General features: G+C 63.8%; 11 protein-coding genes and 1 other RNA gene. 3 read left to right on the top strand and 9 right to left on the bottom strand.

Features of this window, described 5'->3' with window-relative positions; genetic code table 11:
- Positions 1-15 precede the first annotated feature (15 nt).
- The 5 genes from F7R11_RS12400 to F7R11_RS12380 form a co-directional block, all read right to left on the bottom strand.
- Positions 16-1,806, bottom strand: a complete 1,791-nt coding sequence (locus tag F7R11_RS12400; protein WP_064803880.1) for an ArnT family glycosyltransferase — start codon at positions 1,804-1,806, stop codon at positions 16-18.
- A 169-nt stretch (positions 1,807-1,975) separates the two neighbouring features.
- On the bottom strand, positions 1,976-2,236 hold the full coding sequence (locus tag F7R11_RS12395) for a type B 50S ribosomal protein L31 (RefSeq protein WP_021194158.1): 261 nt from the start codon (positions 2,234-2,236) through the stop codon (positions 1,976-1,978).
- Between the two features lie 166 nt (positions 2,237-2,402).
- Positions 2,403-2,753, bottom strand: coding sequence for a hypothetical protein (locus F7R11_RS12390; RefSeq protein ID WP_064803877.1), 351 nt, complete (start codon positions 2,751-2,753; stop codon positions 2,403-2,405).
- Positions 2,750-3,616, bottom strand: coding sequence for a M90 family metallopeptidase (locus tag F7R11_RS12385; RefSeq protein ID WP_064803875.1), 867 nt, complete (start codon positions 3,614-3,616; stop codon positions 2,750-2,752). Before F7R11_RS12385 ends, F7R11_RS12390 begins: the two co-directional genes overlap by 4 nt.
- Before the next feature lie 40 nt (positions 3,617-3,656).
- Positions 3,657-4,325, bottom strand: coding sequence for a LuxR C-terminal-related transcriptional regulator (locus tag F7R11_RS12380; protein ID WP_064803873.1), 669 nt, complete (start codon positions 4,323-4,325; stop codon positions 3,657-3,659).
- A 375-nt stretch (positions 4,326-4,700) separates the two neighbouring features.
- Here F7R11_RS12380 and F7R11_RS12375 point away from each other — a divergent pair, with 375 nt between their 5' ends.
- Entirely contained in the window at positions 4,701-5,540 is an 840-nt protein-coding gene (locus tag F7R11_RS12375) for a hypothetical protein (protein WP_151180527.1), read from the top strand.
- 216 nt (positions 5,541-5,756) lie between these two features.
- Here F7R11_RS12375 and F7R11_RS12370 read toward each other — a convergent pair whose 3' ends face one another.
- The 3 genes from F7R11_RS12370 to trxA form a co-directional block, all read right to left on the bottom strand.
- Positions 5,757-7,136: a sigma-54 dependent transcriptional regulator gene (locus tag F7R11_RS12370; protein WP_064803871.1), complete on the bottom strand. Its 1,380-nt coding sequence runs from the start codon at positions 7,134-7,136 to the stop codon at positions 5,757-5,759.
- A gap of 280 nt (positions 7,137-7,416) precedes the next feature.
- A complete protein-coding gene (rho, locus tag F7R11_RS12365; RefSeq protein WP_021194164.1) occupies positions 7,417-8,679 on the bottom strand; it encodes a transcription termination factor Rho in 1,263 nt (420 codons plus the stop codon).
- Between the two features lie 202 nt (positions 8,680-8,881).
- Positions 8,882-9,208: a thioredoxin TrxA gene (gene trxA / locus F7R11_RS12360; RefSeq protein WP_021194165.1), complete on the bottom strand. Its 327-nt coding sequence runs from the start codon at positions 9,206-9,208 to the stop codon at positions 8,882-8,884.
- Positions 9,209-9,423: 215 nt separating this feature from the next.
- Here trxA and F7R11_RS12355 point away from each other — a divergent pair, with 215 nt between their 5' ends.
- Both F7R11_RS12355 and F7R11_RS12350 read left to right on the top strand, forming a co-directional pair.
- Entirely contained in the window at positions 9,424-12,306 is a 2,883-nt protein-coding gene (locus F7R11_RS12355) for a PD-(D/E)XK nuclease family protein (RefSeq protein ID WP_064803869.1), read from the top strand.
- Entirely contained in the window at positions 12,303-15,827 is a 3,525-nt protein-coding gene (locus F7R11_RS12350; protein ID WP_064803867.1) for a UvrD-helicase domain-containing protein, read from the top strand. Before F7R11_RS12355 ends, F7R11_RS12350 begins: the two co-directional genes overlap by 4 nt.
- A 53-nt stretch (positions 15,828-15,880) precedes the next feature.
- Here the strand turns inward: F7R11_RS12350 and ffs are convergent.
- Positions 15,881-15,979, bottom strand: an RNA gene (gene ffs, locus F7R11_RS12345) — signal recognition particle sRNA small type.
- Positions 15,980-16,066: the final 87 nt, after the last annotated feature.

Genomic DNA, 16,066 nt, shown 5'->3' with positions numbered 1-16,066 from the left:
GGCGCTGCAGTGCTGTTACTCGCGCAGCTTGCGCCGGCGCGTGGTGGATGGGGTTGGTGGTGGATGTGTTGCGGCGCCAGCTTCCGTCAGGCGGTACATGCGGAAGTGCTCGTCTCGGTCGGCGGGGCGGCGGCCTTCCCAGATCAGATTCCACTCATAGTTCGAGACGCGCGAAGGTGCGCCGTAGTCGTACGGGTCGTGGCGCAGGAGGATGTCGCAGCTGTCTTCCGGGCTACCGAAGCGGATGTGGCCGAAGTAGGCGAACGACGCGAGCTGTGCATCGCCCATGCGAATCGGCTGCACGCAGGTATACGTGCGCGGCAGCGCGAGTGCGGCCGATTGTGCGACATCGCGATAGGTCTTGGCGTAGTTGATGGTGGGCAGCCACAGCGTCATCATCAACACCCACATCAGGGTGGTGCCGGCCGCAGAGATCACCACCGCGCGCCAGATGGCCTTGGGTGCGCGCGACGTGCGCCATATGACGATGAGCACCCACGCGGCCGTCACCAGCAGTGCGCAGGCCAACGCTGTCCAGCTGAACTCTGGCCGATAGCCAGGCACGATGCGGTACACGTTGCGCGCAAGTTGCGGCGGAAAGCCCGTCATCTTGGCGATCCACAGCAGCCATACCGTACCGCCCAAAACGGTGAAGGCCAGCAGCGCAAACCAATCGATTGCGCTGATGGCGCCACGCTTGAGTGTTGGCAGGGCAAACGTGGCCATCACGGCCATCGGCGGGATCAGCAGCAGGAAGCCGTCGTCACTCGGTTGCTGCTGCAACAGAAGCAGCAACAACTGGGGGGCAAGCATGGCCAGCGGCAGCACGATATGCGGCGCCTTGCGCATGCCGCCCCAGCTTTTCCAGGCCCATGTGGCCAATGGCCATACTGGCCACGCGAACAGCGGCAGGTTGCGCGCAATGTAGCCAAGCGAATGCGCGGTTGGGCCAGCATACTGGTGGCGGTCGAAGCGTGCCCACTCGCGAACGAAGGCGACGGCGTCGTTTGGGTTGGTGGCCAGCAGGTAGGCCGTGGCTGGCCACGAGCAGCCGAGCACCACCGACACTGGCAGCGCCACGGTCAGCAGCGGGCGCAGCGGCAGTACGCGTGTTGCCCGCGCGGCGGCAAGCACGGCGACGGTGATGCTGAGCGGCAGGATCGGTCCGCCCGCAAGCGCCAGGCACCCAACGCCGATGCCGTAAGTCAGGCTGCCTTGGATGGGCTTGTCGAGCGCGCGGATCAACCCGTACGCCGTCACCGCGACAAAGCATAGCGAGCCGACCAGCGGCGTGGTCTCGTGGCCGCGCTGCGCCAGGCCCACGCAGGCGAGAAAGATCAGCAGGGCGCCGTCGGCCAGCGTGCGGCCGTAGTCGCGTGAGTTCGGTTGTCCGCCGAAGACGAATTCGAAAGGCTGGACTTCAGCGCGGCGGCCGAGCAGGTAAGCGCCGTACCAGATGCAGGCACAGGTGACAAAGAAGAAGAGTGCCGTCGCCAGGCGCGACGCATCTGACGGGCCAAACCACTGGCCGAATACGCGGATGAATGCGCCGCCGATCCAGAACACCAGCGGGCCGGCTTGCGCGACCGGGCGGCCGACGATGTTCGGCATCAACCAGTCTTGCGCGTTGCCGGTGGCTAGCGTCCACATCGCGCCGAAGCCGGCGGCGTCTTCGTTCTTCCACGGGTCGCGCGAGAACAGGCCCGACAGGCCGTAGATCACGCAGATGGCAAGCAGCAGCCAGCGCGGCAATTCACGGGTGGCGGCGGCAGTCAGGCGGATGCGCGAGACGCGTGTGGTGTTCATCGGGTGTCAGACCAGGCGAGCCCGGCCGCGGTTGCACGGCGGCGTGCAGATCGTAAGAAGGGGCAGGTAAGAGGCCTGCCATTGTGCCGAGAAACAAAAAAGGCAGCCGGAGCTGCCTTTTTTTGACCAGTGAGACGGGCCATGAGGTGAGCCGTCTCCGGCGCTGGTATTACTTGGCAGCCTTGCCGATCTTGCTGCCGAACTTGTTGCGGAACTTCTCGACGCGACCGGCCGTATCCAGAACCTTTTGCTGGCCCGTGTAGAACGGGTGCGATTCGGACGAAACTTCGATCTTGGCCAGCGGGTATTCCTTGCCGTCTAGCGTGATCGTTTCCTTGGTCTGGATCGTCGAGCGGGTGACGAACTTGAAGTCGCTGGACATGTCCTGGAACACGACTTCGCGGTAATTCGGGTGAATGCCTTCTTTCATGATGGGCCCTGGTGTTGAGGTAGCCAACTCGAGACGCGCTACAGGTGCTTTGGTGAGAAATCGCACCGTGCGACCAGCCGTCGAATCACTTGCCGGGTGGAGAAACGGCGATTATGCCAGAGAAACAAGGGCTTGGGCAACGCGCCGGTTGCAAAATACGTGGCCGCTACGCACCGAAAAGCGCTGCATTGGTCGCTTTTTTTGCCGCCCGTGGATCAAGGCGTAGCCAAGCACTCGATTGTGAGGGTGCCGCGCCCGTCCGGGTCGAGGGTTTGCTGTCCCCCATGCGCAGCGAGGTGTCCAGATTCACGGTCCAGGCGTCGATCTTTGCGGGCGTCAGGGTGTCGGGGCGGACGGATCTGCTGACAGCGTCCACCCTTTGCGCTTCCGATTGACCGTCGAGCTGTGACATCGCGCTGAAATTGAGCGGCGTTGCCGATTGAGTAAACATGGCACCTGCATCGAAGCACAACGAGAGCAGAAACAGAACAGCGTGAAGCACGCGACGTGTCGTCATGTCGGGAACCCCTCCTGGCGTTGCTCGGCAAGCAGCATGCGGCGTGCCGGATCCTGCAGGTAGAACGCCTGCAGCAACGCATACAGCGTGGGCAGCGTATCGAGCAGTGCGGTGGGTTCGACAAAGAACACCTCGGAGGCCACCGCGAAGAACTCCGCCGGATGCTGTGCGCCGTACGGATCGAGCAGAGAGAGGATGGGATCGCTGTCCCAGTGATGCTCCGGGATCCGCTCGCAGCGGTCTGCAAACGCGTCGTATTCGGCGTAGAGGTCGTCGGCCCATTGCTCGCGATCGATGCCGGCATGCAGGTGCGAGGAGAACGCTGGAATGCCATCCGACTCGCCGTTGAGCATGTCGAGCTTGTGTGCAAACTCGTGCATGACCACGTTGTACGGCTGCGCGCCGGATTGGGCCAGCGCGCCGCCTAGCTCGATGTCCTGCCACGAGAGGATGACTGGCCCGTGCTCCCACGCCTCGCCAGCAGCTTCTTCGCGCACGTTGTGCACGACGCCGTCTTCGTCCATCACCTCCTTGCGGATGACGAACTCGCCGGGGTAGATGACCACGCCGCGCCAGCCGCGATACCACGTGATGCCCAACTCCAGGATCGGCACGCTGGCCTGTACTGCAATGCTGATCACCATGTCGTCGGTGAGCGGCAGGTCGTGGGCGGTGGTGAATTCCTTCTCGGCGATGAAGAGCGTGGCTGTTTCACGCAGGCGCACCAGGTCGGTCTCGGGCCAATCCAGCAGAAAGGGCAGGCCAGCGAGCGCGTGCGACCAATGCGTGTCGGAGATGGCGTAGCGCGCCAGACGCCGCGAGCGCGCGCGGCCGGAGAACCAGCGGAAAACGGATGAAAGCATGCGCCCAGTATATCGGCGCGTGCTTTCGTCCCTGGTGGGGTCAGGCCACAGACAACAGCCGCGCGCCGCGCTGATTGGCGACGTACACGGCTTCAGTGCGGCTGCGGACTTTCAGGCGCCGGTACAGCGTGCTGATATGCGCCTTGGCGGTGGCCTCGGAGATATTCAGCATGCGGCTGATGGTCTTGACCGGGTGCCCGCGCGACAGCAGCACCAGAATCTCGTACTGGCGCGGCGTAATGCCCAGCAGCTTGGGATCGGTTTGCGGATCACCGGCAAGCGCGGGATTGGGTGTGCCGTCTAGGCGAGACTCCGGCAGCAGCGCGCTGGCCGGGATGTACTGCCCACCCACCAGCACCAGCTCCAGCGAAGCCGCGATAACCTCGCCGGGCGAATGCTTGAGCGTATAGCCCGACAAGCCCATCTGCATGAGCGTGCGGATGATGTCGGGGGATTCGGATTCGGCCAGCACGACCACGTGGCGCGCGTGCGGCCTGTGCATGATCTCGCCGATGGCAGAGAGCTCGTCCAGATGTGGGAGCGGCAGGCCGATCACCAGCAGGCCTGCGTCGGCATTGGCTTCGATGGCGTCAAACATGCCGTCGTCCGGTTCGACGACGGTGACGCCGGTGACGCCCTTGAGCGTCCGCAGCAGGTGCGCAATGCCCGTACGCACCAACGGATGGGCTTCGATCAAAACAGTGTTCATCGTTGTTCTCGACCTGTTACCGATCTTGCGAACATCCTTCGTCGCTCCAAGCGAGAAACAGGCCGGAGCAGACCCCCGTTCCGAATCATTTTAGTGGCGTATCACGAAAATGACAGGCGCCACGGCCATGCCTCGGGACCCTCGTTGACGCATTCTGGCTACTGTAGACCAGTGTTCGCCAGGGCGCGTCATTCACTCAATGGAAGCGTTCGACCCTTCGGCCAGGTTTTGCGGCGATGGCTGTTTCGACCATGACACAAAAACACCCGCCAAACCGGAGCGATTGATCTTCCACGTGCTGAATATCCCGTAAAAACAAGGCTTTAATCGTCTTGGCACGGATGTCGCTCCACCGTCATTCGGGAGGACCGAGCCATGCCAATATCCGCGCAGCGCCGTGCTCGTCGATTGCCGTTCTGGTGGACGATCGATATGACCGGAATGGTCGCGAGTCATGCGGCCATGGTCGTCATGGTGCCGGCGCTCGCAGAAGACGGCGACATCATCAAACAGCGCACATTCGCACTGCGTATCGCCTATCGAGGCGCTCCCACCGATACGTTGCCGGTGCGAACTGCGCTCGGTCCTTATCCCACCCGCGCATTCGATCTGTCCAGCGGCCCTGTCATGTCGGTGCTCTCCGACGGCGAACTGAGTACGTCGCATGCGTGGCTTAACAATCCATCGCGTGAGGGGCAGGGCGCAATCCCCCCGGAAGTGGGGGTTGGGCGACGGGCCGGTGCCATGCTCAAGGCCCATCAGACGGATCTTCACAGTGTGTGCGGGCGCGGCACGCCAGCCATCGCAGGTGCAGCGGTTGCGGGCAAGCGCATGCGGTGCTATCGCCCGTATTTGGGGACAGTTTTGGAAGCCGCACTGTTGAGCCATCCGAGCGTCGCTTTTACGTTGATTTGCACGGTTGCAGCACGGTCACGGGGTGTCCGGTTGAAGGGCCTCTGTGACGAAGCCGATGCTTGGGGCGTGGGCGGGTGTACCGCCGTGCATCGGCTGGCGCGGCTCGAGGTACGGCCAATGTGCGTTGCAAGCGTAGCGTTGCCGCAACGTGCTTGTCGGCGCCGAGCATCCATTGCATTCACGCAGTGTCACCAGATTGAACCATCCGCCGGCGGTGCACTGCCGGACGCGGTGGCGCAGACGGGGCGTGTCACGTCCAACGCTTTCGTGCTCCGTCCCCCGGCGGGCACTTTTTTATAACGGCAATTCAGGCAGGGGAAATCAACATGCAAGCCAATCCGATTGCTTTTGCAGCCCTGGCGCCACTGCGCATACGGTGACCAGGGCTGCGTTGCGCAACAGGCTCCGAAACGGCATTGCCTGTTATGCAACTACTGCATAGGGCGACCGCCCAAAACAATCGGGGCGCAGCACGCAGGCTCCGCCCCGACACGATAAGGAAGACCGGCGATGAGATCAGGCCGAAGCCGAATGCAACGGATGTTCCGCGCGGATGCCGTGCTTCTGCATCAACCGGTACAGCGTCACGCGGGACACCGCCAGCTCGCGCGCCGTCATGCCCATATGGAACCCGTTGCGGGCGATGGCCGTGCGGATGGCATCGGACTCGGCGCCTTCGCGCGCTTCTTCCAGCGTCTGGCCCGATACGGATGCGTAGCCTTCCAGGTGCAGGTCTGCAGCGGAGATCTTGCGGTTGTCCGTCATCACCAGCGCGCGGCGCACGCGGTTGATCAGTTCGCGCACGTTGCCCGGCCACGGGTAATGCATCATCGCGTGCAGCGCGCACGGCGTGAAACCGCGGATGCGGTGCGAGGCTTCGCTCGCGTGCTGGGCGAGGATGTGTTCGGCGAGCAGCACGATGTCGCTGCCGCGCTCACGCAGCGGCGGTACCGACAACGTCAGCACACACAGGCGGTGGAAGAGGTCGGTGCGGAATCCACCGTGATGCTGGGCCGCCTCCAGATCCACGTGCGTGGCCGAGATGATGCGGATGTCCAGCGGAATCGCCTGATGCCCGCCCAGCCGCGTAATCGTGCCTTGCTGCAGGAAGCGCAGCAGGCTCACCTGGCTTTCCAGCGGCAGGTCGCCGATTTCATCGAGGAACAGCGTGCCGCCGTTGGCATGCTCGACCCAGCCGATATGGCGCTGGTGCGCGCCGGTGAAGGCGCCTTTCTCATAGCCGAACAGCTCGGACTGAATCAGGTGAGGGGGGATCGCGCCGCAGTTGATCGCGATGAACGGACCACTCGCACGTGCCGAGGCCTCGTGGATGGCCTGCGCGGTCAACTCTTTGCCCGTACCCGATTCGCCGGCGATGAAGGCCGGTGCGCTGTTCTGCGCAACCTTGCGAATGGCGCGGAACAGGTTGTGCATGGCCGGGCATTCGCCCAGCATGCGGGCATTGTTCCCTTTGGGAGCGGGCGTTGCTTCCTGCGCGAGGGACGCCATGCCCCATGCATGACGCAGGGAGTACGCGGTCTCTTCCGTGCGCAGCGGCATCTGCACATAGTCGACGCAGTAATCGCGCACGAGCTGCCGTACACGTTCATGGCTCAGCATGGCGGGCGGCAGCGCGGCGACCCAGCCCACGCGCGGCACCTGCATGCAACGCTCGAGCAGATCGAGATCGGCCGCCGAAAAGGCACTGCTGAAATCGATCAACCCGGCCTTGGGCACACCGTCTCGAATGGCGCAGCCAAGCTCGCGCATCGATGTTACGCGCCGCACGTGCCAGTCTGCTCCCAGAATCGTTTCATCGATCTCCCCCATCCCCGCACGTGACGCGACTACGACGGTTCGGCACGCACCAGTACATTCCAGCGACGCTTCTCGCATGGTTTCCCCCGTTCGATTTTTGGTGATTCCCTCCTGCTCTGGATCAAGCGGCTCGGCCCAGGCAGGTTTGCAGTATGGTTGCCGTGTTTCTCTTTTGCGATGACGTTTAAGGACGAGGGAAGCAAACGGTTGCGCGCCGCGCTCGTAATGCAAATGAACTAGCGAATTTCACAACTTTGCCGAGGAAATCCGCTGCCAAATCAAGCTGTTGACGCGGCAATAAAAAAGCGCACCGTTGCGGGTGCGCTTTTCGGTACGTGCCGGAGAAGCCTAGAGAGACTCAGCCGCCGCGTCGCATCATGTCAAAGAACTCGGCGTTGTTCTTGGTCGACTTGAGCTTGTCGAGCAGGAATTCCATCGCCTCGACTTCATCCATGTCGTGGATGAACTTACGCAGAATCCACACCTTCTGCAGGATGTCCGGCTTGATCAGCAGCTCTTCGCGGCGGGTGCCCGACTTGTTCAGGTTGATGGCGGGGTAGACACGCTTCTCGGCCAGGCGGCGCTCGAGGTGCACTTCCATGTTGCCGGTGCCCTTGAACTCTTCGTAGATCACGTCGTCCATGCGGCTGCCGGTTTCGATCAGCGCCGTGCCGATGATGGTCAGCGAACCACCTTCTTCCAGGTTACGTGCCGCACCGAAGAAACGCTTCGGGCGCTGCAGCGCGTTGGCATCGACACCACCGGTCAGCACCTTGCCCGAGGTTGGCACCACGGTGTTGTAGGCGCGCGCCAGACGCGTGATCGAGTCCAGCACGATCACCACATCCTTCTTCAGTTCGACTAGGCGCTTGGCCTTTTCGATGACCATTTCGGCCACTTGCACGTGGCGCACGGCCGGTTCATCGAACGTCGACGCCACCACTTCGCCGCGCACGGTGCGCTGCATTTCGGTCACTTCTTCCGGGCGCTCGTCGATCAGCAGCACGAACAGCTCGGCTTCGGGGTGGTTGGTCGCGATGGCGTGCGCAATGTGCTGCAGCATCACGGTCTTACCCGATTTGGGCGACGCCACCAGCAGCGCGCGCTGGCCGCGGCCGATCGGGGCGATCATGTCGATGATGCGGCCGGTGATGTTCTCTTCGGCCTTGATATCGCGTTCGAGGATGAGCGGCTTGTTCGGATGCAGCGGCGTCAGGTTCTCGAACATGATGCGGTTCTTGACCGCCTCGGGAGGCTGCGTGTTGACCTTGTCGACCTTCACCAGCGCGAAGTAGCGCTCGCCGTCCTTCGGGGTGCGGACTTCGCCTTCGATCGTGTCGCCGGTGTGCAGATTGAAACGGCGAATCTGCGACGGGCTGATGTAGATGTCATCCGTGCTGGCCAGATACGACGTTTCCGGCGAGCGCAGAAAACCGAAGCCGTCGGGCAGCACTTCGAGCGTGCCGTCACCGAAAATCGTTTCCCCCTGTTTCGCCTTCTTTTTCAGGATGGCAAACATCAACTCTTGTTTGCGCATGCGCTGCGCGTTATCAATCTCCAGCTGTCCCGCCATTTCCAGCAATTGGGACACGTGCAGGGATTTCAGTTCTGTCAGATGCATAGACGAAAGATGAGGGAAGGGCCCGAATGGGCAGCAAGGCACAAAGAGGGAGAAACGGGGGGAGGGGGAACAGGTCGAGCGAACGCTCGGGGAAACAGATTCGGTGCAATCTTAGCACAACGCTGGCAGGCTTCCAGGCGGAAGATTGCCAGCGTTGTACCTGGGCGGCGGGATGCGCTCCGCGCCGCGGTCGAATATCGACTTACAGGTGGCTATCCAGGAACGCGGTGAGTTGCGACTTGGACAGTGCCCCCACCTTTTGGGCGGCCACGGCGCCGTTCTTGAACAGGATCAGCGTCGGGATACCGCGAATGCCGAACTTGGCCGGCACGCCTTGGTTCTCATCGACGTTGATCTTGGCGATTTGTACCTTCTCGCTGTAGTCCTTGGAGACTTCGTCCAGGATCGGGGCGATCATCTTGCACGGACCGCACCATTCAGCCCAGAAATCGACGAGCACGGGTTTGTCGGACTTGAGCACATCGGCCTCGAAGGACGCGTCGCTCACATACTTGATCTGTTCGCTCATGGCGGGAACCTCTGTTATTTCGTAATAGCTGGCGACGTGCGCCGAACCCATACATTACACGATTACGCGAACCGGCGTGCATTGCGGCCACTGCCAGCGCGTATGCTGCTGATATAGTACCGGCGCCCCCATTTTCAACCGTTGATTGTCGCTATCACGCCGATAGGGACGGCCTCGGTCTTTGCACTCGCTTCATCGCCATCTTCCCTCGCCGCATGCAGACGCTTGCCTTCGCGCCCGGCCCAGCATTTCTCTCCCGCGCCGCCGATGCGACGTGGCGCTTCCTGGACGCGCACGCGCAGTCGTCCGGCGCCGGTACGGTCGTCGTGCCGACTGCCGCGCAAATCCCGGGTGTGCGCAGCGCTCTCCATGCCAGTGCTCTGGCGTCCGGCACGCCACGGCTGCTGCCGCGTATTCTGACGCTTGGCCACTGGCTGCTTGATCTGCCGCCTGAGCCGGGTTTGCCTGCTGCACGTACGACGCTCTCGCGGCTGCTGGCCGTGCAGCAAGCGCTCAAGACGCAAGCGTGGTTGCGCGAAGCGCTCGGTGCCCAGGATGATGCGGCGCTGTGGGGAGTGGCGCAGGTGATGGTCACCGTGTCAGACGAGTTGTCGCAGCGGTGGCTCACGCTTGATGCGGCCGACAGCGATGCGCAGGAGCGTCCTGACGCGCTGGAAGCCGCGCTGGAAGCCGCGCTGGCCGACGCGCTGGAGCGCACGTACGCACAGTTGTCCGAGCGCTTTCTTGGCACGGAATCGCGCATCGTGCTGACGTTCTGGCGGTTGTTGTCGGGGGCGGCAGATCCCATTCCGGTGCGGCTGCATGCCATGCGGCGTCTGCTGGAGGCATTGCGGGGGCCGATGGTCTGGATGAGTCCGACCGATCCCGAAGCCGTTGATCTCGATTTCCTTCAGCGCGCAGCTGAACACGTGCCCGTGCTGGCGATCGGTTACGACTGGAACGCGCCCGAGGTGGTGTCTCCCAGCAGTCCGGCCACGCATGCCGATTTTCGCGATCTGCTGTTGCATGCCTGGCCCGAGTGCGCCACGCCGGCACAGGCTGCGCACGAGGATTCCGATACCGAGCTTTCCTCACCGGTCTTGCACATCGCAGGTGCGGCACGTTTTGAGGACGAGGCGGCCTTTGCCGCCCACACGCTGGTCGATTGGCTGAATGCCGGGCGGCGCTCGCTTGCGCTGGTGGCGCAGGACCGCATCGTCGCGCGGCGTGTGCGGGCGTTGCTGGCGCGCGTGAACGTGCCCGTGCGCGATGAAACCGGCTGGAAGCTTTCCACCACCCGCGCCGCCGCCGCACTGATGCGCTGGGTGGACGTGGTGCAGGGTGACGGCGATACCGCGGCCTTGCTCGACCTCATCAAGAGCCCATTCTGTTTACGTGATATCAACACTGCGGCAGATGCCGGCATCGCCACGCCCGCGTGGGTGGCTGAACTGGAGCGCCGCATCCGCAGGCACAACGTGTCGGGTGGATGGGGGCGTCTGCGCCGCCTGGTGGCCGATCGCCCCGCCGAAGAGGCCGACGGCGAGCCGCAGGTCAGTCGCTTGGCTGACCGCCTAGGGCTGCTGGCCGACGAAGCTGCGTTGTGGCGTCGCGCTGGCAACGCCACGCTCGAAGCGTGGGTCACGCTGCTGGCCGGGACGCTCGACCGCCTGCACATGCGCACTGGCCTGCAGAACGATGATGCGGGGCGCCAGTTGCTCGACTGGATCGACCGGCTGCGTGCGTCCGTACACGGTAGTACGGATGCAGCTGCGCGCTTCTCACTCACGGAATGGCGCGCGCTGCTGTCGATGCTGCTCGAATCGGCTGTCTTCAGCGAGCCGGCACCACCGGCGGACCGGCGTGTCGTCATCCTGCCGTTGAACGGCGCACGCATGCGGCGTTTCGACGGCGTAGTGGTGGTCGGTTGCGACGATGCGCAGTTGCCGTCCGCGCAGCCGGAATGGCTGTTCTTCTCGAACGACGTGCGTCGCGAGCTGGGCTTGCCGGACCGCGCGCAACGTTTCGCTCAGCAGGCACGCGACTTGGCGGAGGTGCTGCTCAACCAGCCCGAAGTTGTGCTGACCTGGCAGCGCCACGGTGGGCGCGGAGAGCCCAACCGTCTTTCCGGTTGGCTGGAACGTTTGCAACGGCGGCTGGCCGTGGCGGGTGTGCGGATCGACATGCCGGTCGTTCTGCCGAACCTGCAGACCCGTCCTCAGCCGACCGGTATGCCCGCGCCGGCCGCGCCAGCGCTGGTGCCATCCACACTCAGTGCCGCGGCGTATAACAGTCTGCGCCGCTGCCCATACCAATTCTTCGTCGGCCGCATGCTGCGGTTGGGGGAGCTGGAGGAGGTGTCCGACGAGTTGGAGAAGCGCGACGTCGGCGAGGTCCTGCACGCGATCCTGCATCGCTTTCATCGGCACTTGCTGGACGCGCCGATACACGACCTTGTCGATCGACGGGCGCTGCTGCAATCCATCACTGACGAACAATTCGGCCCGATGTTGGCGGAGGATGGCAACGCGTTGCGCTTCTATCGTCGCTGGCAGGCCGTGATGCCGTCGTACCTGGCGTGGCAGGCCGCGCGCGAGGCCGAGGGCTGGCACTTTGAAGCGGGTGAGGTTGATGTCGATACATCGATCACGTTACCTGGTGGGCCAAATGCGGAGCGCCCCCTGCGCCTGCGCGGCCGCATAGACCGCATCGACGCGCATCGCGAACACGGCGTGGCTGTGCTGGACTACAAGACGCAATCGCCCATGGTGCTGGTGCGACGCGCCAAGACGCCGTTTGAGGATTGCCAGTTGCCGTTCTACGGCGTGCTCGACACGCGTGCCGATGCGGGCGGCTGGGTCTCGCTCGACGGTGAAGCGCGCGGTGATAAACGCGACGTTGCGTTGCCGGACTTCAGGCAAGTGGTGGATTGGCTGCTCGAACAGATGGAGAAGGACATGACCGCCCTGGCTGCCGGCGCACCGTTGCCGGCCTTCGGCGACGAATCGGCGTGCCGCTATTGCGCAGCGCGTGGCCTATGCCGCAAGGGGTACTGGACCGAAGGTGCCCCACGCGAACCGGCGGAGGGGCAGGTATGAGTGACCACGCTTACGAACGCGACGGCAGTCCGGTCGCACCCGAAGACTTCTCGCGCGCTGCGTGTGACCCACTGCGCTCGGTTGTGGTGGAGGCCTGCGCGGGCAGCGGCAAGACATGGCTGCTGGTGACGCGCATGCTGCGCCTGCTACTGGCCGGTGCGGCGCCGTCGGACATTCTTGCCATCACCTTCACGCGCAAGGCGGCCGAAGAAATGCGCCAGCGCTTGCTGGACATCCTCGCGCAACTCGCCAGTGCGGATGACGAGGGCGTTGTGCGTGAGCTGATCGCCCGCACTGTTGACGAGCGTGAGGCCCCACGTTTGATCGCATCGGCGCGCGGGTTGTATGCGCGCGTGTTGGAATCGCCGCAGCGCATGGCGATCGATACGTTCCACGGTTGGTTTGGTTCGTTGCTGCGTGGCGCGCCGTTGTCGTCCGGCGTGCCGCAAGGGGCATCGCTGCGTGAAGATGCCGGGCGGTTGCGCCGTGAAGCCTGGGCGCCGTTCTGGCGCGGACTGCTGGCGGAAGATCACGCCGAGCTGCGCGCCGTGTACGAGACGCTTGCGGACTTGGTGGGTGACTTTCAGGCTGGGCGCTTGCTTGACGCCATGTTCCATCAGCGCAGCGACTGGTGGGCCTACAAGGCGCAAGCCGGCGAGCATCCGCTGAACCCGCTCGATGACCTGCTCGGCGACGACGCACATACCGATCCGCTGATCGAAGCGTTGCAAAACCAAACCTTGCTGGCCGACATGCTGCGCATATCCGGCTGGTTAGGGCAGGGTGGTGCGACCGAAGGCAAACGCGCGACGCAGATTGAAATGGCAGCCACGTCCGCACGTTCGATCGATGCATCGGATGCATCCGCCCGCAAGCAGGCTTTCGATGACCTTTTCGGCGCGTTCCATACGCAAGCCGGCAAGGCGCGCGCCTGCAAGCCGACCAAGGCGCTCATCAAGGCGATTGGCGACCACCAGGCGCAAACCTTGGTTGCCCTGCATGCCGCCGTGTGTGAGGCGCTGACTGTTTATCAGGCACGCCGCCAGGAAATGCACGTGCGCGCCGTCAACGCGGCGTTATTCACCTTGGGCGATGCACTCATCGATCGCTATCAGGCCTACAAGCGCCAGGCGCGCGCAATGGACTTCACCGACCTGGAATGGGAAGCCGCCCGCCTGATGCAGGACGAAGAGACGGCGGCTTACCTGCAGGTGCGGCTTGATGCTCGCTACAAGCATCTGCTGCTCGACGAGTTTCAGGACACGAACCCGATGCAGTGGCGCATTCTGCAAGGCTGGCTTGCCGGCTATGCGGGTACGGGCACGCAACCGAGCGTGTTTCTAGTGGGCGATCCGAAGCAGTCGATCTATCGTTTTCGCCGTGCGGATGCACGCTTGTTTGACGCCGCACGCGAGATGCTCGTCGCGGACTTCAACGCCACCGTGCTGCGCACCAACCGGACGCGCCGTAATGCACCGGCCGTGCTGGAGTGGGTGAACGCCGTGTTCCTGCAGGCGCGCGCCCGGGGTGACTATCCGATCTACGCGGAGCAAAGCACAGCAGTCGATGCGCCCATCGGGCAGGCGTTGCTGCTGCCGCTGGTGCCTGTGCCTGAAGCGGCAGAAGCCGACGCAGCCACACCGCGCGACACGCTCACCGAACCGCGCGAAGAGGCCGGTGACTCCCAGCGCTATGACGAGGGCCGGCAAGTGGCTGCTTGCCTGCGCGCGCTGCACGCCGGAGAGCGCATCCGCGAGAACGGCGTCGAACGCCCGGTGCGCTGGAGCGACTTCCAATTGCTCGTTCGCCGCAAGCGCTATCTGGCCGACTATGAACGCGCGCTGCGCGACGGCGGTGTGCCGTACATGAGCCCGCGCAGAGGCGGCTTGCTGGCAACGCTTGAAGCGCTGGATCTGTGTGCGCTGCTGGACTTCTTGATGACGCCGCAAGCGGATCTGTCGCTCGCGCACGTGTTGCGCAGCCCGATCTTTGCGGCGTCTGATGACGATTTGATCCGGCTCGCGCAGGCAGTCGATGGAACGTGGTGGGCCCGCCTGAGCATGCTGGCACAGCAAGCCGAGACTGCCCCAGCGTTGCGCCACGCGCATCGTATGCTGTCACGCTGGCTGGCAGTGGCACCCACGCTGCCCGTGCACGACCTGCTCGACCATATCGTCTATACCGGCGAGCTTAAGCGCAGTTACGCCGAATGTGCACCGGCCGCCAATCGCGAACAGGTGCTTGCGAACCTGGATGCGTTCCTCAAGCTCGCGCTCGACCTGGACGGCGGCCGCTACCCGAGCCTGCCCAAGTTCATGGCCGAGCTGCGCGCCATCCGTCAGGGCGATGAAGATGAAAGCCCCGACGAAGGTATGCAGAGCGATGCCGCTGAAGCGCCAGACGCCATCGACGCCGAACTCGCAGGCGAAGGACTGGATGCTGCGCAGATCTTGACTGTGCACGCATCGAAGGGGTTGGAGGCGCCGTTCGTGGTGCTGCTCGACACCCACCACAGCGACACGCGCGCCGACAGTGCCGGCATCCTGATCGACTGGCCGCCAGGGGCTGAAGCGCCCACGCATTTCTCCGCCTTCGGCAAGACGGCTGAACGCGGCCTTGCACGCGACCCGTTGTTCAAGCAGGAAGAGTCGCTTGCCCAGCGCGAAAACTGGAACCTGCTGTACGTGGCAATGACGCGCGCACGGCAGGCGTTGATCGTCTCTGGCGTGGCCAACAAGCGCGACGGGTCTGCGGCGCAAGCAACAGACGAGGGTGACGTGCCGGATGTAGATGGCACCGCAAGCTGGTACACGTTGCTGGCAACGGCGGGTGTGGCTTCACCCGCGCCGGTGGTTGAGGCTGCTGCCAATACGGATGTCTTTGCTGCTGAAGCCGAGGTTGTCTCGTATCACGATTTCCGCGCGCCGCTCACGGTCGCGGTGCGTGTCGGTAGCGCTGTCGCACAGGCGGACGGCGCGGGCGATCCGGTATTCGATCAGGGCGCTGTCGCGCAAGGCGAATTGCTGCACGCCGTATTGGAGCGTCTGACGCGCCGCGGCGTGCCCGAGCAGACACCGGACGCAGCAACCGTCGCGCGCTGGTTCGGCGCAACCGGTGCGACGGAAGCCGATGCCGCCCGCGCTGCCGAAGCCGTGCACCGCATGCTAGCTTCCAAAGCCCTGACGCACGTGTTCGACCCCGCGCACTTCGACGTGGCCCACAACGAAATCGAGCTCTTCAGCCCCGACGGCGCATTGCTGCGCATCGATCGCCTGATCGAGCGCGGCGATGACATCCTGGTGGTGGACTACAAGTTGCGTCTCTTGCCGGTCGAGCGTGCTGCCTATGCAGACCAGTTGCGCGGCTACGTGGCCGCCGTCACACCGATGTACCTGGGCCGCACGGTGCGAGCAGGTGTGGCGACTGCGCAGGGTGAATGGATTGATTTGGAGTCGCTGCTGGAATCGCTACGCAAGCCAGCACAGTCGTCACGTGACGATAGCCAGGGCGCGCTGTTCTGACGCGGGCGACACAAACAAACGGGGGAGGGGCAATGCAGAAGGGAAAAGAGAAGGGGGACGAGCCTGACCCTCGGCACTGGCGGAAAACGGCTGTGGCTGCTTCGTTCCCGACCTGACCAGGTTGACCGCGCCACCATGCGAGGAGGCCCGTCCGACCGGCATTGTAACCGACTCGCGCATCCTCACCGGAATATCCTTGCAATTCACTCGGCGCGCACCATGTTCAAACCCTCGGAAAG

Origin of the sequence: Ralstonia insidiosa (assembly GCF_008801405.1) — a bacterium.
In the GTDB taxonomy this organism is placed as follows: domain Bacteria; phylum Pseudomonadota; class Gammaproteobacteria; order Burkholderiales; family Burkholderiaceae; genus Ralstonia; species Ralstonia insidiosa.
The sequence above is the reverse complement of the archived record's forward strand: the minus strand, read 5'-3'. Positions and strand labels throughout refer to the sequence as shown.

Excerpts from the sequence above, each read along its gene's own strand:
- F7R11_RS12400 (WP_064803880.1), bottom strand. The coding sequence starts at position 1,806 with ATGAACACCACACGCGTCTCGCGCATCCGCCTGACTGCCGCCGCCACC.
- F7R11_RS12395 (WP_021194158.1), bottom strand. The coding sequence starts at position 2,236 with ATGAAAGAAGGCATTCACCCGAATTACCGCGAAGTCGTGTTCCAGGAC.
- F7R11_RS12390 (WP_064803877.1), bottom strand. The coding sequence starts at position 2,753 with ATGACGACACGTCGCGTGCTTCACGCTGTTCTGTTTCTGCTCTCGTTG.
- F7R11_RS12385 (WP_064803875.1), bottom strand. The coding sequence starts at position 3,616 with ATGCTTTCATCCGTTTTCCGCTGGTTCTCCGGCCGCGCGCGCTCGCGG.
- F7R11_RS12380 (WP_064803873.1), bottom strand. The coding sequence starts at position 4,325 with ATGAACACTGTTTTGATCGAAGCCCATCCGTTGGTGCGTACGGGCATT.
- F7R11_RS12375 (WP_151180527.1), top strand. The coding sequence starts at position 4,701 with ATGCCAATATCCGCGCAGCGCCGTGCTCGTCGATTGCCGTTCTGGTGG.
- F7R11_RS12370 (WP_064803871.1), bottom strand. The coding sequence starts at position 7,136 with ATGCGAGAAGCGTCGCTGGAATGTACTGGTGCGTGCCGAACCGTCGTA.
- rho (WP_021194164.1), bottom strand. The coding sequence starts at position 8,679 with ATGCATCTGACAGAACTGAAATCCCTGCACGTGTCCCAATTGCTGGAA.
- trxA (WP_021194165.1), bottom strand. The coding sequence starts at position 9,208 with ATGAGCGAACAGATCAAGTATGTGAGCGACGCGTCCTTCGAGGCCGAT.
- F7R11_RS12355 (WP_064803869.1), top strand. The coding sequence starts at position 9,424 with ATGCAGACGCTTGCCTTCGCGCCCGGCCCAGCATTTCTCTCCCGCGCC.
- F7R11_RS12350 (WP_064803867.1), top strand. The coding sequence starts at position 12,303 with ATGAGTGACCACGCTTACGAACGCGACGGCAGTCCGGTCGCACCCGAA.